This is a genomic window from Psychrobacter immobilis (assembly GCF_904846285.1).
GTDB lineage: Bacteria > Pseudomonadota > Gammaproteobacteria > Pseudomonadales > Moraxellaceae > Psychrobacter > Psychrobacter immobilis_D.
The window spans coordinates 14425-33895 of the sequence record NZ_CAJHAD010000005.1; the positions used below are offsets into that span (position 1 = coordinate 14425).

At 42.1% G+C, this 19471-nt stretch carries 12 protein-coding genes and 1 pseudogene; 7 read left to right on the forward strand and 6 right to left on the reverse strand.

Translation table 11 applies throughout. From position 1 onward, the window contains the following. Positions 1–327 precede the first annotated feature (327 nt). On the forward strand, positions 328–2007 hold the full coding sequence (locus JMX13_RS04575; protein ID WP_201610084.1) for an OmpA family protein: 1680 nt from the start codon (positions 328–330) through the stop codon (positions 2005–2007). A 126-nt stretch (positions 2008–2133) separates the two neighbouring features. On the opposite strand, the gene nagZ is transcribed toward JMX13_RS04575, so the two are convergent. Further along, positions 2134–3204 (reverse strand): beta-N-acetylhexosaminidase, encoded by a 1071-nt coding sequence (gene nagZ, locus JMX13_RS04580; RefSeq protein ID WP_201610086.1) that lies wholly within the window; start codon positions 3202–3204, stop codon positions 2134–2136. 661 nt (positions 3205–3865) lie between these two features. Between nagZ and JMX13_RS04585 the strand changes: the two genes are divergently transcribed. Beyond that, complete coding sequence (locus JMX13_RS04585; RefSeq protein ID WP_201610088.1) at positions 3866–6076, forward strand: carboxy terminal-processing peptidase; 2211 nt, start codon at positions 3866–3868, stop codon at positions 6074–6076. Positions 6077–6606: 530 nt separating this feature from the next. Here JMX13_RS04585 and JMX13_RS04590 read toward each other — a convergent pair. Further along, complete coding sequence (locus JMX13_RS04590) at positions 6607–7092, reverse strand: FKBP-type peptidyl-prolyl cis-trans isomerase (RefSeq protein ID WP_149490575.1); 486 nt, start codon at positions 7090–7092, stop codon at positions 6607–6609. Positions 7093–7444: 352 nt separating this feature from the next. Between JMX13_RS04590 and JMX13_RS04595 the strand changes: the two genes are divergently transcribed. After that, positions 7445–9349, forward strand: a complete 1905-nt coding sequence (locus JMX13_RS04595; protein ID WP_201610090.1) for a M61 family metallopeptidase — start codon at positions 7445–7447, stop codon at positions 9347–9349. A gap of 167 nt (positions 9350–9516) precedes the next feature. Here the strand turns inward: JMX13_RS04595 and JMX13_RS04600 are convergent, their stop codons facing one another. The 3 genes from JMX13_RS04600 to JMX13_RS04610 form a co-directional block, all read right to left on the reverse strand. Continuing rightward, positions 9517–9882 (reverse strand): glutathione S-transferase N-terminal domain-containing protein, encoded by a 366-nt coding sequence (locus JMX13_RS04600; protein ID WP_201610093.1) that lies wholly within the window; start codon positions 9880–9882, stop codon positions 9517–9519. A 133-nt stretch (positions 9883–10015) separates the two neighbouring features. Next, positions 10016–10807, reverse strand: coding sequence for a DUF305 domain-containing protein (locus JMX13_RS04605; RefSeq protein ID WP_201610095.1), 792 nt, complete (start codon positions 10805–10807; stop codon positions 10016–10018). A 245-nt stretch (positions 10808–11052) separates the two neighbouring features. Then, positions 11053–11679: a pseudouridine synthase gene (locus JMX13_RS04610; protein WP_201610097.1), complete on the reverse strand. Its 627-nt coding sequence runs from the start codon at positions 11677–11679 to the stop codon at positions 11053–11055. Positions 11680–12152: 473 nt separating this feature from the next. Here JMX13_RS04610 and JMX13_RS04615 point away from each other — a divergent pair. Continuing rightward, positions 12153–12446 (forward strand): annotated as a pseudogene (locus tag JMX13_RS04615) (isocitrate/isopropylmalate family dehydrogenase); the annotation flags it as partial. 229 nt (positions 12447–12675) lie between these two features. On the opposite strand, the gene JMX13_RS04620 reads toward JMX13_RS04615, so the two are convergent. Beyond that, positions 12676–14895, reverse strand: a complete 2220-nt coding sequence (locus JMX13_RS04620) for an NADP-dependent isocitrate dehydrogenase (RefSeq protein ID WP_201610099.1) — start codon at positions 14893–14895, stop codon at positions 12676–12678. 903 nt (positions 14896–15798) lie between these two features. On the opposite strand from JMX13_RS04620, the gene JMX13_RS04625 reads away from it, so the two are divergent. From JMX13_RS04625 to glyA, 3 genes are all read left to right on the forward strand, one after another. Continuing rightward, complete coding sequence (locus JMX13_RS04625; RefSeq protein WP_201610101.1) at positions 15799–17142, forward strand: GNAT family N-acetyltransferase; 1344 nt, start codon at positions 15799–15801, stop codon at positions 17140–17142. Positions 17143–17219: 77 nt separating this feature from the next. Next, the gene (locus JMX13_RS04630; RefSeq protein ID WP_201610103.1) at positions 17220–17720 is read left to right on the forward strand and encodes a chorismate--pyruvate lyase family protein; all 501 of its coding nucleotides are present in this window, start codon (positions 17220–17222) and stop codon (positions 17718–17720) included. Between the two features lie 400 nt (positions 17721–18120). After that, positions 18121–19377 carry a serine hydroxymethyltransferase gene (gene glyA / locus JMX13_RS04635; protein ID WP_201610105.1) on the forward strand — a complete coding sequence of 419 codons (1257 nt, stop codon included), beginning with the start codon at positions 18121–18123 and terminating at the stop codon, positions 19375–19377. The last annotated feature ends 94 nt before the right edge of the window (positions 19378–19471 follow it).

Below are 19471 nucleotides of genomic sequence, written 5' to 3' on the forward strand. Positions count from 1 at the left end.
ATCGCAGTTACGTGTAACAACTGAAACATTACTTAACGTAGCAATTGCACAACAGCCTATTGATTGTGAATGCATCCTTAATACTTTTATAATAACAAAAGTTGAATACAGGTGGCTTAGGTATTGTTAGACATTGATTGCTATGGTTTCTTATTAATTATGAATAATCAGCTGTCAGTCATTAAGCGCTTATTAATTCAGTATCTATCAATTCAATACCAACAATTCGATATCAACACGCCAAATTTTGAGAATTTATTTTATATAACAAGCTACTCTTATATATAGCAAGCTACTAAAAATAACGATTAATTGAGGAATGACACTATGGATATTATCAGTCACTTAACGCGGACGGTGAGCCCTGCAGTATTAGGAGATGACCGCAATCCTGCGAAGAAAAATTTACTTGAACAGTTTTATGCTATTTTTGCCGCGCGCCTAGCGGATAACGACACTTATAGTCGTTTTGCTAATGAAAATATCGCCCGTGACGATCAAGGATTTTATGACCGCGTATGGACTGACGGTGCGCACCGCGATCAAATCGCTCGTGAGCTTGCTGGCAAGCATAACGTCGATGCCACCGCTGCTCGTGGTCTTATTGCGATGGCGGCGCCGTTGGCCTATCATGAAATAAAAAGCTTGGCAGGCACAACGCCGGTACCACAGTTTCTAAATGACAATCTTGCCAGTTACCAGCATCATATTCCTGTATGGGCAAGTACGGTTCTGCCTGCTGGTATGATTGCTGGAGCACCTGCTGGTGATCGTCTGTCTGATACGGTCAGCACTGACCCTATCCGCCGTGAAGAGGAAGAAAAAGGCAGCTTTATGAAAGCGCTGCTACCGATTATTGGTCTTATTATCTTGGGTGCATTGGCGTGGGCACTGCTAAGAGGTTGTCAAGACAACCCTGAGCCAGTCGGTACGCCAGTTGCTACTGAGCAGCAAGCAGCCAATGACGGGCAAGCAGTGGTTGCCGCTGATATTGAACCTGCATCATTGCGTATCGCCACTGGTGAAAACAGTGAACTATACGCTTGCCGTATGAACGTTGGTAATGAGACGTTACAGAGCAATGTTATGGACGCTTTGACCGCCACATTTGGTGATGAAGCCAATAATTGCCGTGCAGACGTCGATGATAACTTCTCAATTGATATGCCTGCAGCCGCTCAGCTTGCTTCTATTCTCCCTATCGTTAAAAACGTACCAAACGCCAGTATGTTGATTAAAGGCGATACTATTACCGTGAATGCGCCTGATGCTGCGGCATTAGATAAAATGGTTGCCGATTTACAAGCGGCTGCACCAGCTATGACGGTAAAAGCAGAAGGTCCGCTAAATGAGCAGAGCGAGATTGATAATAGCTTAACAGCGTCTCAAGCTGCGATGGATAATCTTGGTCAAGATCCTGATCCTCGCGATGTAGCTCGTGCGCTAAGTCTACAAGTAGTGAATTTTGAAGTAGATAAAGCGGTAATTCCAGAAGTTAACAAGCCATTGCTGAACAATACCGTTAAAATTATGCAACAAGTACCAAATATGAAGCTGATGATTATTGGTCATACTGATAAAACTGCTGATGCTGCTTATAATATGAAATTATCACAAGAGCGTGCGCAAGCGATGAAGGATTACCTAGTCGCGCAAGGTGCTGATCCAAGTAAGCTGATGACGAAAGGTATGGGTGAGACGGATCCAATTGCTGATAACGCCACTGATCAAGGTCGTTTCCGCAACCGCCGTATTGAATTTGTCGTCTATGATGAAACAGCCAATGCAAACGATGGTATGGTCATTAGCAAAAGTGCGCTTGACCCAGATTTAAATCCTTTAGATAGCGATAATGATGATCTAATGCCTGATGCTGATGATCGCGGTGTTAATACCACTATGCCAAATCCAGACTTGAATCCGCTAGATCGCAATAATGATGATTTATTACCAGATTCAGATGATCCAAGCCGTGGTACTGCTCTAGACCCAAAGGCAAATAATTAATAACCATTTATCAATTATTTATAAGCTTAAATGACCTATTAATATAAAAAAACCGCATCTTAATAAGGTGCGGTTTTTATTTTGCCTAAATTCTTTATTGATTGCGCCTTTAGCGTTTAACAAAGATTATTTATAATTAGTAGGGTCTTTTAACTCAGCTTGCACTTCTGGTTGACTAGGGAAGAAAGTCTGCAATATGTTGTCTTTTGCCTGTTGCCAATAATCAAACTGCTGGCAAGTCGATTCAAGATCGCCTTGCCAAACAGGTATCTGCCCACACATGGTCTTGATACGTTTTTGGTCAGGATAGGGCAGCTCTTGTGCCGCTTTGGCCGCTTCGTGAGCAGCAACGCGATCATTACAGACTAAGGCAATATCGCAGCCTGCTTCAATCGCTGCTTTGACGCGGGCGCTAACATCACCGGCAGCTTGTGCGCCGGCCATCGACAAATCATCAGAAAACAAAACCCCATCAAAATTAAGCTGCTGACGAATAATGTCTTTGAGCCAAATTTTTGAAAATCCTGCGGGTTTATTATCGACTTGTGAGAAAATCACATGCGCCGGCATTAAGGCATCAAGCCAAGGCAACGTCTGTGCAAAAGGCTGCATATCGCTATTGATAATCTCATCTAAGCTGCGCGAATCGATGGCTTCTGCTACATGTGAATCAGGCGCAATGGCACCATGACCTGGGAAGTGCTTACCGGTGGTTGCCATACCGGCGTTTTTCATCCCACGCATAAACTGGCTTGCCAAGGCGATAATCGATTGCGGCTCCTGATGAAAGCTACGGTCACCGATAACTTGGCTGATACCATCTCTGTCGAGCACCGGCGCAAAGCTTAAATCAATACCAACTGCCAATACCTCTGCCGCCATCAAATAACCACAATCGTAAGCAAGGCTCAGGGCGCGGTTAGGATCTTGATTAAATAATTCACCAAGCCTGCCCATAGCCGGCAATGGCGTAAAACCGTGACGTAATCTAGCAACGCGCCCGCCTTCTTGGTCAACGCCAATCAAGATATCAGCATTGTGATAGCGTATATCGTCACACAAGGTTCGAACTTGCGCCGCGTCTGCTACATTGCGAGCAAATAATATCACCCCGCCGACTTGTGCTTGTTTGATTAAACTGACATCTTCAGCAGTCAGTGCGGTACTATCGATATCAATCATTAAGACGCCGTACATTGCGTGATCCTTATTAGGTTAGATGTGGTTATATTATCGTTTAAGGTTATATTATCGCTTAAGCTTAAAAAGCATTGAATAATGACGCGCATTATTTATGGTCACTATTTGCAATCGCTGCTTAGTGCCATATTGGTTATATTATGACAGTTATTATAAGATGAGCATAATGTCGAGGCTGAATTGATTTAAAAGATATATTTTGATGAATTAATTATTTATTAAGTTAGAGCAACGAATGTGATTGATAGAAGCTGTGGTCGTTAGTAAGTAGGAAATAACGACGCTGCGGGTAAGATTGTTTATACAGTTTGAGACAGTGACGTATTTATAGCTATGCTAGTATTGATTGATTTTTTAACGATAAAACTAAAATGACTATCATGTGTTTACGCGCTTTTAATGCTAGCGTATCGCATGGTTTAATGGTAAATATAACAGAGTAAAAAATAGCCGGATTTTATGGATAGCCGTTTATTAGATAACTTTTAATAGGAATAAAAATTATAGTCATTTTAGGGTAATTTGGATAAAAAAAGGCGAGTGAAACTCCTACAAATAGTAGGATAAGCCGCGCGCCTATTCGTGTATCCGATGTATATATAATGGACTATGAAGCATATTTTGCATACTTTTCACTTAAAATAATTAGGTATATATGATGAAAAAACAACCAGCACAGTGGTTACTCAGTGCAGCGTCAGTGGGTATCGCTGGTCTTATTCTTACCCAAAGCTATGGCACCGCAATGGCTGATAGCAATACTGCAGGCTTTAAGGCCACGCCTGAGCAACAGGTCACTACCCGTCAGGTAGCGGCATTGCTAGATCGTAGCCATTATCTCAATCAGCCACTTGATACCGCAACGGGTAGCGAGATTCTATCCATGTATATCGATAGCCTCGATCCAAACCATACCTTGTTTTTGCAATCTGATGTCGATGAATTTAAGAAAAAATATGCCGATGAGTTTGGTGCGCGCCTAAAACGCGGCGACTTATCTGCGGGTGTAGAAGTGTTTGAGCGTTATCGTACACGCTCTAACGAATACTTTGCCTTGACAAAAAAGCTGCTAAAGACAGATCTTGATTTAACCAGTAAAGATAGCATCGTGCTTGACCGCGAAAAGCTCAGCCACTTTAAAACTAAAAAAGAGCAGCGCGATTATTGGAAGCGTCAGCTTAAGTTTCAGCTGATGAGTATTACCTTGGGTCAAGAAGATGAGAAAGCGAAAGAAAAAGTCTTCTTAGATAATCCCGATATTACGCGCGGGCAAGACTTAGTACGTAATGATGAGCGTACGCCGAGTGAGATTTTGGTGAATCGTTTATCACGCCAGCAAGAGCAGCTTTCGCGTCTGAAAGACGATGAAATCATGGAGACTATCTTAAATACGGCAATGTTGACTTATGATCCGCACAGTAATTATTATGCGCCGATTCAAGCCAACGAGCTGCAAATTCAATCGAGTCTGCAGTTAGAAGGGATTGGGGTTTCTATTCGCCCTGACCGTAAAAACCCTGATTATACTCGCATTGTCACCTTGGTAGACGGTGGTCCAGCGGCTAAATCTGGTCAGATTAAACCCAATGATTTGATTGTCGGTATTGCCAAAGACGGTGAAACCATGATCGATGTGGTTGGTTGGTCAACGCGTGAAATTGTTGGTTTGATTCGCGGTAAACGCGGCACGTCGGTGACTATCAAAGTCCGTCAACCGAATACCCCTGATGCGAGCGCCCGTAATGTAACCGTGGTTCGCGATATTATTCAGCAGGAAGAGTCGGGCGTGAAGAAACGCGTCGTTGAAGTACAACGTCCTAATATCGACAAAACCCCAAAACGTATCGGTGTACTTGAGATACCAAGCTTTTATCTCAACTATCGCGCCCGCCGCAATGGCGAAGAGTACCGTAGCGTCAGTGATGATACCGAAAAAGCCCTCAAAGCGTTAAATAAAGAAAATATTGACGGTCTGGTGGTTGATTTGCGTAATAACCCAGGCGGCTCGCTCGATGAAGTTGCCAAGATGCTTGGCTTCTTTATCAAAAGTGGTCCACTGGTACAGATTCGCGACAATCGCGGCAATATTCAAGTCTACCGCGATGACGATGGTGGCGAGCAGCTTTATGATGGCAAAGTCGTCGTTATTACCAATCTAGCGTCTGCCTCTGCTAGTGAGATTTTCGCTGCAGCGATTCAGGATTATGGTCGTGGTTTAGTTGTCGGTAGTACAACGACGGGTAAAGGCTCGGCGCAGATTCAGCTTGATAGCTTGGCTTTAGGTACAGCAACGCTAACGCAGCGTAAGTTCTACCGCATCACTGGCGGCAGTACGCAAAATAAAGGCGTGGTTCCTGATATTGAATTGGTCAATATTTACGATGATGCAACCTTTGGCGAGCGCGCCCAGAAAAAAGCCTTACCTTGGGATACTATCAGAACCGCTCCTTATAAGCCTGAAGGTAAATTTTCTGCCAATACGTTAGCAACGTTAAATCAGCAATCAAAAATCCGTCAGCAGCAAAACCCACATTTTGCTTATCTATCAACGCTAAACGATATTCGCGATATGGAAGATGAGAAAAAACCAATTCCGCTCGATATCAATAGCCGCCGCGCTAAGATGCAGCTGATAGAGAAGCGTTCGTTGGAAGCTGAAAATAAGCGTCTTATTGCAACGGGTGAGCGTCCTTATGCTAACTGGAATACTTATCAAGCAGCGATGGATGCAAAATTTGAAGAGCGCAGTCAGATGAAAGAAAGTGAGCGTCCTGAGTTACCTGAGGATGAGGCGTTCATTAAAGAGGCCGCTTATATCATGCTTAGCGCTGATGCAAAAGTGCAGGCTAGCCCAGAAGAAAAGCTATAAAGAATCGCATCTTTTGAGCGCTGCCCATTCCTAATAAAAATGCGTGTAAGCATATGCTTACATGCATTGACGTTTAGACCTCTTACTAACCTTGGGTGAATCTGCGATTATAACTGTACGGCACGATTGAACGAAAAGGTTCATAGGTACTAGGGATTGGTATCTTAAAGGTCGCATCAAGGATAGATGGTTTGCTGATTAGGGATGATAAGGCTAGATGCCTGAACGTTATAAGATGCTCCGGGATTAAGTATCTAATAACATTAACATGGATGGTTAGTGATAAAAGCCGCATAATGCTTGTCGTTATGCGGCTTTGTTACGTCTATAATCTTTATAATGCTTATAAGAGTAATTTTTCAGAAAGCGACTTATGCGACAAAATTTTTATTAAAATTAGTGCGAAAAAAAGGTCAGTAGATTGCTCTACTGACCTTTTCTAATTAAACGAGAATACTATCGTTAATAAATAAGTATTCGTCTAATTATATTAACCATGCTAATAATGCTACGCTAAACTCAAAAAGAGATTAGTGCTCAACGCCACCAGCGCCATGGATATGGCCATGGTTTAATTCGTCTTCAGTTGCTGCGCGTACTTCTTGAATTTCAACATCAAACGTCAAACGCTTACCAGCCAATGGATGGTTTGCATCAACCGTCACTTCTTTGTCGTTTACATCAGTAACGGTAACCAACATAACTTGACCGCCCGCTTCTGACTGAAACTGCATACCAGGCTGGATATCTTCAACACCTTGGAAGTTTTCACGTGGTACATGTTGTACCGCTTGTTCTTGATATTCGCCGTAACCATCAGCAGGCTCTACAACGGCATTGACTCTTTCGCCAGCAGATTTGCCTTCTAGTTGTTGCTCAAGACCTGGGATGATGTTGCTATGGCCATGTAAGTAAGCAAGCGGTTGACCTTCTGGAGACTGGTCAAGGATATTGCCTTCGTCGTCTTTTAGGGTGTAGTTGAACTTGACGGCAGTGTCTTTTGCGATAGTAGTCATAAATTATCCTAAATATGTCGATATTAAAATTTAAATACGGTTGGAATAAACCTAAAAAAGCCAATCAGCCAGCCAAATAGCCACGTCATTAGTCAATTATCATCAGTTTATTAGGGTAACTTTAGCAGTTAGCATCTTTAATTGCGATGCCTACTATCGGTTTCAAGGTTAAAAGCATAAAAAATGCCACTTAATTGGCTAATTAATGTAAATAAATATGATTTTTCTAATTTTTGCTAGCTTTAACGTCAGTGGTTTAAGGTTTGCCAGTTGCGTTTTTGCATAATGACTCCTACCATAGAGACGACCATAACAATAAGAATAGTGACAAACATAAGGATAAATAACGATCATGACTGCATCTTCTCAAGCTTTAACGGTTAATACTTTGAACCAGCAAACTGCCAATATCTTTTACCAATTCGACTTTGCGCGCTTTTTAGAGCATTTAGTCGACGTATCGCTTACCTTTACCGCCGATACTGACGCGCCAAGTTTGTGGTTGCCAGCATGGATACCGGGTAGCTACTTAATGCGTGAATTTGCACGTAATATCACCGCGGTACATTATCGAATAATGGATGATGAACGGTCGGAGGTGTACCGCGCAATAAAGACAGATAAAAACACTTGGCAACTGCCACATGCTAAAGCGGAGCAGGTAGTAGACGTCAGCTATGAAGTGTATTGTTATGATTTATCCGTGCGTACCGCTTATGTTGACCAGCAACGTCTTTATGGCAATTTTACCTCGCTTGCCTTAGCGATTGAGGGAAAAGAGCGAAAAGCAATAGAAGTTGATTTAATCTTGCCAGCGGCATTTTTGGCCGACAAAGACGATAGCCGTGTGCGCTTGGCATGCGGACTTGAAGCAATACCATCACAGAGTGCTAAGCTGCGAATATATACTCTACAAGCAGACAGTTATCACGAGCTTATCGACTATCCGTTTGAGATTGCCGAACAAGATACCTTTGATTTCATTATTCAAGATGATAAGCACCAGACGACTAGCCACCATTTCTATCTAGCAGGTAAGCATAGCGCTAATATGGGACGCTTGCAGCAAGACCTTACTCAAATCTGTCAAACCTATCTAGATTGGCTTGGCGATGCGCCATTTGATGATTACACCTTTATGACCTTTGCCAGTGGGCAGGATTATGGAGGTTTGGAGCACATCAATTCGACCAGTTTGATTACCCCGCGTCGCGATTTACCCAGTGTTGCTGAGCCAAAAGTACCAAGCGCCGATTATCAACGCTTTTTGGGCTTATGCAGCCATGAATACTTTCATGCGTGGTGGGTGAAAACGGTGCGTCCAGATGTGATGTTGGATGTGGATTTACGCCGCGAAGCCTTTACGCCATTGTTATGGGTGTTTGAAGGTTTCACCTCTTATATCGATGATTTTATGTTGCAAGCTTCAGGCGTGATCGATAAGGCAAATTATCTTAAATTATTAACCGAGCAAATCAACCGCTATTATCAAACCCCTGGGCGCGCGCATCAAAGCGTTGCCGAGTCGAGCTTTGATGCGTGGATAAAGCTATATCGCAATGATGAAAATACTGGCAATGCAGGTATCAGCTATTATAATAAAGGCGCTTTGGTGGCGTTATGTTTGGATTTAACCTTACTGGAAAAAAGTGATGGTCGTTATCGTCTGTTTGATGTGGTCAAAGCCTTTTATGAGCAAGCGAAGCAAAATGACAATCAGCGTATTGGTATCAATAGTGCCGATATGGGAACGGTAATCGCGCAATTTATACCGTTAGCAGATTGGCAAGATTTTGAGCGGCGTTATGTCAACGGCGTTGAAGAGTTACCGATGCAAGAGCTACTTGCGGCAAACGGTATCACAGTGCATAGCAACACTAAAGAAACGGCTGATAAATCTCTACCGTGGGGCATGAGGTGTACGGAAACGCCAGCTGGACTTAAAGTGAATCAGGTAAGGCGTGCAAGCGCTGCTGCTAAAGCAGGCATATCTGCCCATGATGTCATCATTGCTCTTGATGGTATCAAAGCTGACAGTAAGCAACTGGCTGCTGTATCAATGGCGCAGTCTGAGACTGACTGTCATTTATTCCGTCGTGACGAGTTGATGTGTGTCAGCGTAACAGCGAATGTGGCAAGTGAAATAAGAGATAGCCAACAAGATAAAGTAGGCACAGCCAGTCCGCATAAGGTGAATCTGAAACTGGAAAAGTTAGGGTTTGATCAATGGTTGACGCCTGACTTTGCTAAATCTTAATTTGTTAAGTCTTAAAGGGATAGCTTTTTTAAATCAATGCATAGTAATAGTAGGCAGGGTTAGTAAAGAATGCGCGTGACTTGATATGATAAATAATCTGATAAATAAATGCTCGGGTTACATTCTTGCTAACCCGAGCCGATAGTGCCTTTCACTGATCAGTAATATTAGCCAAAGCGTTGCTGTAAATAAGCAATAATATCATTCGATTCATACATCCACTGAACGTCACCATTTTCCTCAATACGTAAGCAAGGTACTTTGACGCGCCCGCCATTATCTTCAAGCTCACTGCGAAGTTCTGGATTTTTTTTGATATCTCGAAATTCGATAGGTAAATTTAATTGATGCATTTTACGTCGTACTTTTATACAAAAAGGACAGGCATAAAATTGATATAGCGATAAATTTTTACAGGCAGCAGTCACTTGCGCTTGCTGTTCCTGACTGCGTGCAATGGGCTTACCTTGAGTCAAGACACTGATAGCAGCAATGATTCGTCCTAAACCTTCTCTTATAAGATTAACTAACATACAGACCTCTATAAATTATATCGTGTGAGAGATGATACCACTTCCTGGTTCAAGTATTCAGTTAAGCGGTAATATCTGTAAATCAAAAATCTATAATAAGTTAGCTTATTCTTGAAAGTTGTCTATCTAGCATCTACTGAGCACTATCAGTTAGATTAGTAATCTCTTTGCCATCAAATGATATTCTGCCAATCCAATCTTGCATTATTTCGATTTCAGGCTCTTTGGCATTGATAATATCTTGTGCCAATTTACGCATTTCTTCATCAGTACCATATTGGAGCTGTACTTTTGCCATATCGACCGCGCCAATATGATGCGGCAGCATACCGCGCGCAAATGCCATATCAGCCTCAGGATTGGCAATACCGAGCATCATATCACTATGCATGGTATTCATCCCTTTAGCATAGGCCGCTTGCATGGCCTTAGTATTGGGTTTGGGTTTGGGCGCATCAGGGTGGCTGGCCAGCCATTTATTCATAATATCGATTTCAACTTGCTGTGAGTCGATGATGTCTTGGGCTAACTTACGCATGGCTTCGTCAGTCCCATATTTTAGCTCAATCTTTGCCATATCTACCGCGCCACGATGATGACCAAGCATCCCTTTAGCAAAGGCGGTATCGGGATCATTATAGCCAATACCAACCATCATCTCATTATGCATACTGGTCATCGACTTCGTATAGTCTTTTAGCATGTCCGTCATTTGTGCTTCGTCTACTGCATCGCCAGTCTCAGTCATATCATGGCCAGCATGTGCGTCCATATCATCAGCAGCTTCAGACGGCTCAGAGGTGGTTGATGTCGTCTCTTCTACCGGTATTACCTCAGTATCTTCTGTTGCTGGCTGACAAGCGCTTAGCAGCAACGCAGCGGACATGCTAGTGGCAAACAAGGTAAAACGATGAGAAGCGATCATGATATATCCTTACTATCAATAAAAGTAACAAACCATACAAAAAATAAGCAAGCTGCACGCGATATCCGCTAAATTAAATATAGACATCGCCAAAAGATAACATGGTTTTGCAGCTTAACAGATAAACCTTACTCGTTCGAGACGCTATGTTTAACAAGTCGTAATATGTTTAACGAACATAATAGCAAAGCCAATTTATGAGTGCCTAAATTTAATAGAAACAGACAATCTACTATACTGGCGAGCTAATCAATGACGCCTAGTTGCTGACAACGCTCACGACTTAAATGAATGCGCACAAATTCACCAACGCCAAGCGAACCAAGCTCAAATCCAGCGACTGACCAACGAATAAGACGCAAGCAAGGCAAGCCCACATGCGCAGTCATACGCCTGACTTGACGGTTTTTGCCTTCATAGATGGTCAGCATAAGCCATGAGGTTGGCACGTTTTTACGCTCACGAATAGGCGGATCGCGTTGCCATAAGTCAATCGGCAAGTCTACTTCGTCGACCAGTAACGCTGTTGCCGGTAAAGTTTTGCCATCTTTTAAATTCACTCCAGCAGCCAATTGCTTTAATTGAGCATCGCTTATTAAACCTTCTACTTGTACCAGATAAGTCTTACCTTGTTTTTGCTTGTTTTGTGCAAAATTCTTGATTGATGGCGGCTGGGTAATGGCTTTGTTAACCCGTCCGTCACTGGTCAAAATCAGCAAGCCTTCTGAGGTGGCATCAAGTCGACCAGCAATGCGAAGAGATTTATCGGTGAAATACTCTGATAAGGTACTGTGGTCATTATTGCTGTCATCACGAAATTGACTTTGTACTCCGTAAGGCTTATTGAATAAAATCAGGCTAGAGGTCGACATAAAATAGCATTTCCAAAAGATAAAAAACTGAATATAGGATAAATATAAGCAATATTAAAAAAGTAAGTGTTTGCTAAAAAAACGTACAAGTTATGGACTTGTTCTTATAATTATTAATAACCATGTTGTAATTGTGGTATTTATGATGGTGATAACTAAAAATCGCTCATGCAAAACAAAGATTATCAGCACGGCCGTTATCTTATTGCAATGACTAGGATAACTTATAGTTTCTTACCATTATCTAGTTTATAAAATGTATTTCTAATTATTCTAATAACTTTGTATTTTACAGCTAAGTAGCTTGGCAATTTTTTGCGGTAGCTTTGACTCTTTTAAATGATTCTTAAGAAATTATTAATCCTACAAGTAACAATATCTTTAAATATTACTTTTAATAGTATTATACATCACCTCGCCAAGCATGTCGGCTTAGCTATGTTCTGTTCAATAGGCCCCGCTCAGATAGCGCTATCGCACCGGGTGCCAATAAAGGCAGTTCAATCGCCGTTTATGAGGCAACTCATGACACAGCACCCAAATATGCCGGTCAAGATAAAGTCAATCCGGGGTCATTGATTCTATCTGCTGAAATGATGCTCCGAGATATGGGTTGGACAGAAGCTGCCGACCTTATGATCGATGGTATTAAAGGAGCGATTAAAAATAAGACCGTGACTTATGACTTTGAACGCTTAATGCCAGATGCTATTTTGCTCAGCAGCTCTGAGTTTGGTAAAGCCATTATTAAACATATGAATGCTTAATAAGTCAGGAAGTTACGCGACTGGTTAGCTAATTTCACTAAGTTATATTTTGAAAAGCCATCTACTTAATGTAGATGGCTTTTTTATGGTTGTTGAGTTATTTAGCCATAAAAAATACCCCAAAAGCCTGAGACCTTTGGGGTGTTTTATTGATTACGATTTTAGCAAAGCTTGCTAATTTTAATGTAAAGGCAATTACAACGAAGCACTAATTACAATGAAGCGCCTATTATAAAGAAGCAATGGCTTCGTTAAATAAAGGACTTGGACGCATGGCTTTCTCAGCTAGTTCTTCATCTGCTAGGTAGTAACCTTTTAGATCCATCGGCTTACCTTGAACTGCATTGAGCTGCTCAACGATAGCTGCTTCATTACTTTTAAGCTTTTGTGCCAGTGGTGCAAACTGTGCTTTTAGCTCGCTATCTTTGTCTTGAGCGGCCAACTCTTCTGCCCAATATTTTGCTAGATAAAAATGGCTGCCTCGGTTATCAAGCTCACCCGTTTTACGTGAAGGTGATTTGTCATTTAATAGCAGCGTTTCAGTAGCTCTATCAAGCGTATCTGCCAATACTTTTGCTTTGGCATTGTTGTCATTTTTGGCTAAATGCTCTAAAGATTCGGTCAAGGCTAAGAACTCACCGAGAGAATCCCAACGTAGATGATTTTCTTCAAGCAACTGTTGCACATGTTTCGGTGCTGAACCACCTGCGCCGGTTTCAAACAAACCGCCGCCTTTCATTAGTGGCACAACTGACAACATTTTAGCACTGGTACCTAATTCTAAAATTGGGAACAAGTCAGTCAGATAATCACGCAAAATATTACCGGTGGCAGAAATGGTATCTAGACCACGAGCAACGCGCTCCAAGGTATAACGCATCGCACGAACCTGTGACATGATTTCAATATGTAGACCGTCGGTGTCATAATCTTTTAAGTACATTTGCACTTTTTTGATCAGCTCGTTTTCATGTGGACGGTAAGGGTCTAACCAAAAGATAACCGGCGTATCTGATTCGCGAGCGCGGCGTACCGCAAGCTTGACCCAATCTTGGATTGGCTCGTCTTTAACCTGACACATACGCCAGATATCACCTTTCTCAACACGCTGCTCAAGCAATACTTCATTAGTTTCTTCATCAACGATACGAGCTATGCCCGAATCACTTGCTTCGAAGGTTTTATCATGTGAGCCATATTCTTCTGCTTTTTGTGCCATTAAGCCAACGTTAGGTACGGTACCCATAGTGGTTGGGTCAAAGTTGCCATGCCATTTACAGAAATTAATCATTTCTTGGTAAATACGCGCAAAGGTAGATTCAGGCATGACTGCTTTACAGTCATATAGTTTGCCATCAGCACCCCACATTTTACCGCCGTTACGAATCATAGCAGGCATAGAAGCATCGACAATCACATCACTTGGTGAATGAAAGTTTGTAATACCTTTTGATGAATCTACCATCGCTAGACGAGGACGATGCACTTGGCAAGCATGTAAATCACGCTCAATCTCTTCACGTAAGCTGGCTGGTAATTCGGCAATTTTTTCGTACAAACTCGCCATGCCGTTATTGACGTTGATACCTAACTCGTCAAATAATGCACCATGTTTATTAAAGGCATCTTTATAATAGGTTTTAACCGCGTGTCCAAAGACGATAGGGTGCGAGACCTTCATCATGGTAGCTTTTACGTGTAGTGAAAATAATATACCCGCTTCACGGCAGTCTTCCATTTCACGCTCATAAAATTCAAGCAGCGCTTTTTTGCTCATAAACATCAAGTCGATGACTTCTTTATCGAGCAAGGCAATACCTGATTTGAAGACATTAACCGTGCCGTCTTCAGCCACGCGCTCCATGCGTACGGTGCGGGCTTTATCTAAGGTAATCGATTGTTCGCCGTCATAGAAGTCGCCACTGTGCATGTGTGAAACGTGAGTCTGTGACCATTGCTTCCATTCGCCCATAGAATGCGGGTGCTTACGGGCGTAGTTTTTAACCGCTTTTGGCGCACGGCGGTCTGAGTTACCTTCACGTATGACAGGGTTTACAGAGCTGCCTAAGCTTTTACCATAGCGGCGACGGATTTCTTCTTCTTCTTCCGTTTGTGGCTCATCTGGAAAGTTAGGAATCGCGTAGCCTTTGCTTTGTATCTCTTTAATTGCCGCTTTTAATTGCCCCACAGAGGCACTGATATTTGGCAATTTGATGATATTGGCGTTTGGATCTTGGGTCAATTCACCAAGCGCAGCTAAGTTATTAGGAACGCGCTGCTCTTCCGTTAAATATTCTGGAAATTCAGCCAACACACGCGCGGCAACCGAGATATCACTGGTTTCAACTTCGATGCCTGCTGTTTGGGTAAATGCTTTTACAATAGGCAAGAATGATAAGGTGGCAAGCGCTGGGGCTTCGTCAGTTTTTGTATAAATAATTTTTGACATGTTAGTAGAGTATTCCTTGTTGTCATTAATGAGGTCAATAAAGCTGAAATATCATTTAATAGCTCTATACAGCCTTCATACAATAATGGGCTACGGGTCTAGTTCAAATACATCAAGTGTCGTCGTTTATCGCCATTCTAGAGTGTCAAGATTGCTAGAAAAATCTTTCATAAGCAGTGACTGACCTTTCTTAGGTTGGCCTTTCTTAAAAAGTCGCTGTAGCAAGCATGTATTTTATTAAAGGTCATTATTTAAAGGTCATCTTGACCATTTACTTCAAAGCTCTCAGACTAAAATGGTCTGAGAATGTATGACTGACACCATATTATAGTCGATCCACTATAAATTCGATATGATGTCAATCTTGTACATTGAACTAAGTATACTATTTTCGCTCATATCCTATGTATCTGAATTATATTAAGCTAGTAATAACCTTATTCTACCAGTCATCAGCCTCGATATCATCCTTTGCAGACAATTTGCACGCTTTTAATACTATTTTCTGCACTCATAGGCGTATTTCTCAAATACAGAGCTTGTTAAAGTATTAATTCTCTCAAAAGTAATTCCTTTCTTTAAAAGTAGCTCTTTAATATAGCTATTTCTCTAGCGTTCACCGTATTGCATAGTCTAACCTGGGCCTTAATCTGAATCTAAACTATAAAAATAAGATAACGCTTCAGAAACGAGTCAGTTAAGTTCTCTACACCTCTGTCGATATCGTTGTCGATGGTTTTTTTATGTTCCCTTTTTAAACTGTTTAGCTAAAGATATTTTATTTTACTTATCAGGTAAATTCATAAGTTTTTGCAAATTATGACAGTAAAGTTGTGATTATTTGATAGGCTAAACGTTAAAGAAAAACAATCTAAAAACCAGTATGGTGATAGTGTGGCAATTATGAATGTACAATATGCGTTACTCAGCGATAGCAGTTGGCAGCATTTGACCAATTGGCAAACGCCAGATACGCCTTTTATGTCGTTTGAGTTTTGGCAAGCATTGAGTGATACGGGCGCAATCGGCGAAAAAGCAGGTTGGTTGCCGATTTATATCTTAATCCATCGCTCAAACGATATAGCTAATGATGTAACTGAAGAAGCATTATCTTCGGCAAAGCTATCTGCAGAACAAATAGGTCAACCGATTGCCGTCATGCCCGTTTTTATTAAAGGTCATCATCAAGGCGAGTTTGTCTTTGACCATGCATGGGCACAAGCTTATGCGCAGTATGGCCTTGATTACTATCCGCGTTTGGTGACTAGCGCGCCTTATACGCCAGTGACCGGCGAGCGTTTATGGCTAGCGGAGGGTGAGGCGCTAGATGCTGATATTTTAAAGGTAGCTATCGCAGGGGTTGACGATATCGCTCAGCAAGTAGGGGCCTCTGGTTGGCATGGGTTGTTTGTCACGTCTGAGATGGCCGCTATCGCCAATACAGTGCTGCCGACCGATATCGATATAGAAAAGGCGCTTAACAGTCAAGCAAATGGCGATGAGGCAAAACCGATTGAATTACCGATATTAGAGCGCCAAGGCTGTCAGTTTTTATGGCAAAATAAAAACATCGGTCAAAATAATGAACCATTTGCAGACTTTGAGGCATTTTTGGCAACACTCAGAGCCAAAAAACGTAAAACCATCCGTGCTGAAAGACGTAAAGTCGCTGAGCAAGGTATTATATGCCAGCGCAAATGCGGCGCTGCTATCACTGAAAAAGATTGGAAAACGTTTTATCATTGTTATGTGATGACATACGCCGTACGAGGGCAGCAGCCTTATTTAACGTTAGATTTTTTCAAGAAATTAGCTGCTAGCATGCCTGAGCATTTGATGCTGGCGCAAGCGTTTGATACCAATGCTGATATTATCGCTAGTAGTTTGTTTTTATACGATAAGCCTGAGAGTAAAAACGCGACGCTTTACGGTCGTTATTGGGGCGCGCTTGGTGAGTATGATAGCCTGCACTTTGAGCTGTGTTATTATCAAGGTATCGAGTTCGCTATCGAGCAAGGCTTGACGTATTTTGACCCAGGCACCCAAGGTGAGCATAAGCTGATTCGAGGTTTTGTTCCGACCAAGACTCACTCATTGCACCGTATTTATGATGGGCGCTTTGTTCCAGCGATTAGTGATTTTTGTGCCAAAGATCGCATGCATATGGCGCAATATCGAGAGCAAGCATTTGAAGCCTTGCCATTTAATATTGATAATATGCCGACGTTTGATAGTACTGATGTTTGATAGCACTGATTAATATTTGATTTATTACTTCCTGCTTAGCAATTTTCCATTTAATAACTTCCTATCAGCCGTAAACTATGACCTCTAATCTCTGTTGTTCTGACCCGTTATCGCCTCCCATTGAGCTATTAGATTTTCTCAATACCGAAGGTTCTCTTACTGCCATGCTCGAGGTAAAAGCAGGGCAGCCGTTACGTGTCGAGCGTAGCTTTGAGGGTTATCGGTTATTATCTTTGGCACAAAAAAAGCAATTGGGCATGCAAGGTACAGCTCTAAACCGTCCATTACTAGCGTGGGTACGCGAAGCGCAGTTATATGGCAATAATGTACAGCCGTGGGTGCAAGCACAAAGTATATTTCCCTTAGCAAGTTTAAAGGGGCGCGCCCGCCGTTTACAGCAGTTAAAAAGTACGCCGATTGGCTATGTGTTATTTAAGCGCAGTCGCACCTTGCCCAATCAGCGTTCTATCCAAAAAACCGCAGATGGTTGGCAACGGCAGACACTTTATGATTGGTATGGTCGTAACATACTTATCAGTGAAACTTTTTTAGCGGCGTTTTTGTCTAGTGCTACTTAATGTCGATGCATGCATTAACTAATGTATCAATAAATAAAACAGTCACCTTAAAGTGGCTATTTTTTTATGGGCGATAAATAATTGTTTGACTAACAAATCAGCTAAGACTTAGAAGTAAGAAAGATAAAACAATGATTTCATTGCGCATTTATTTCTCTGATAGCATCATTTAAATCCTTCAGCTTACAGTGAGGTTTTTTTGCGCTCATGGCACAAAGTTTCATGCTACACTTAATCTGTAGCGATGATATCGATGCCTACTAGCATCGAATTTATCGCCAATTTGGACAAGTTAATAACAGGTTCATTGCCTTTGCTTGCCCATTTTCACCTCCTTTTATTACTCGCCTCTTTTCAATGAGCACTACCATTAACGATAGCCACTACCTAGGACATCACTATGTTTAAAGATATTTCTATCAAAGAATTTGATCCAGTACTTGCTGAAGCCATGGCCGCTGAAAGCGTTCGTCAAGAAAACCACATTGAGCTTATCGCTTCAGAAAACTACTGCTCACAAGCAGTGATGGAAGCACAAGGCACCGACCTGACCAATAAATACGCTGAAGGTTATCCTGGCAAGCGTTATTATGGTGGCTGTGAGCATGTTGACGTCGTTGAGCAATTAGCAATCGACCGTGCAAAAGAATTGTTTGGTGCAGAATATGTGAACGTACAACCGCATTCTGGTAGCCAAGCAAACTCTGCTGTTTTCTTAGCATTATTAGAAGCCAATGATACCATCCTTGGCATGAGCTTAGATGCGGGTGGTCACTTGACGCATGGCGCACATATCAACTTCTCAGGCCTGAACTACAACGCGGTACAGTATGGCTTGGTTGAAGAAACGGGTCTTATCGATTATGACGAAGTTGAGCGTTTGGCAAAAGAGCACAAGCCTAAAATGATTATTGCGGGTTTCTCAGCCTATTCACAAGTAGTAGATTGGGCACGTTTCCGCGAAATCGCTGACGAAGTAGGTGCTTATTTACTAGTCGATATGGCTCATGTAGCTGGTCTGGTCGCTGCTGGCGTTTATCCAAGCCCAGTACCATTTGCGGATGTGGTGACTACTACCACGCATAAAACCTTACGTGGCCCACGTTCAGGTATGATTCTTGCTCGTGATGAGAAGCTTACCAAAAAATTAAACTCAGCGGTATTCCCAGGCAACCAAGGTGGTCCTTTAATGCACGTTATCGCTGCCAAAGCGGTATCATTCAAAGAAGCATTAGAAGATGACTTTAAAACCTATCAGCAGCAAGTGGTCAAAAATGCGCAAGCGATGGCGAAAGTTATCATTGACCGTGGCTATGAAATCATCTCTGGTGGCACTGAAAATCATCTCATGCTAATCAGTCTAGTGAAGCAAGAAATGACTGGTAAAGAAGCGGATAAGTGGTTGGGTGATGCGCACATTACGGTCAATAAAAACGCCGTTCCAAATGATCCAAAATCTCCATTTGTGACCTCTGGTATTCGTATCGGCACACCAGCGATTACCACGCGCGGCTTTAATGAAGCACAAGCGGGTGAGTTGGCAGGTTGGATTTGTGACGTGCTGGACAGCCGTGGTGATGAAAAGGTTACTGCTGAAGTACGTGGTAAAGTGGAAGCTATCTGTAAAGAGCTACCTGTTTATGCTAAAAATCATTAAGCTTTAATTAAGACCTTTTAAAAGTTAGATATAAAAAAACCGCTTAGCTTTTGCTAGGCGGTTTTTTATTTCATGAATTATTTTTAATCTAACG

Coding starts and splice junctions, on each gene's coding strand:
- JMX13_RS04575 (WP_201610084.1), top strand. CDS start 328: ATGGATATTATCAGTCACTTAACGCGGACGGTGAGCCCTGCAGTATTA.
- nagZ (WP_201610086.1), bottom strand. CDS start 3,204: ATGTACGGCGTCTTAATGATTGATATCGATAGTACCGCACTGACTGCT.
- JMX13_RS04585 (WP_201610088.1), top strand. CDS start 3,866: ATGAAAAAACAACCAGCACAGTGGTTACTCAGTGCAGCGTCAGTGGGT.
- JMX13_RS04590 (WP_149490575.1), bottom strand. CDS start 7,092: ATGACTACTATCGCAAAAGACACTGCCGTCAAGTTCAACTACACCCTA.
- JMX13_RS04595 (WP_201610090.1), top strand. CDS start 7,445: ATGACTGCATCTTCTCAAGCTTTAACGGTTAATACTTTGAACCAGCAA.
- JMX13_RS04600 (WP_201610093.1), bottom strand. CDS start 9,882: ATGTTAGTTAATCTTATAAGAGAAGGTTTAGGACGAATCATTGCTGCT.
- JMX13_RS04605 (WP_201610095.1), bottom strand. CDS start 10,807: ATGATCGCTTCTCATCGTTTTACCTTGTTTGCCACTAGCATGTCCGCT.
- JMX13_RS04610 (WP_201610097.1), bottom strand. CDS start 11,679: ATGTCGACCTCTAGCCTGATTTTATTCAATAAGCCTTACGGAGTACAA.
- JMX13_RS04620 (WP_201610099.1), bottom strand. CDS start 14,895: ATGTCAAAAATTATTTATACAAAAACTGACGAAGCCCCAGCGCTTGCC.
- JMX13_RS04625 (WP_201610101.1), top strand. CDS start 15,799: ATGAATGTACAATATGCGTTACTCAGCGATAGCAGTTGGCAGCATTTG.
- JMX13_RS04630 (WP_201610103.1), top strand. CDS start 17,220: ATGACCTCTAATCTCTGTTGTTCTGACCCGTTATCGCCTCCCATTGAG.
- glyA (WP_201610105.1), top strand. CDS start 18,121: ATGTTTAAAGATATTTCTATCAAAGAATTTGATCCAGTACTTGCTGAA.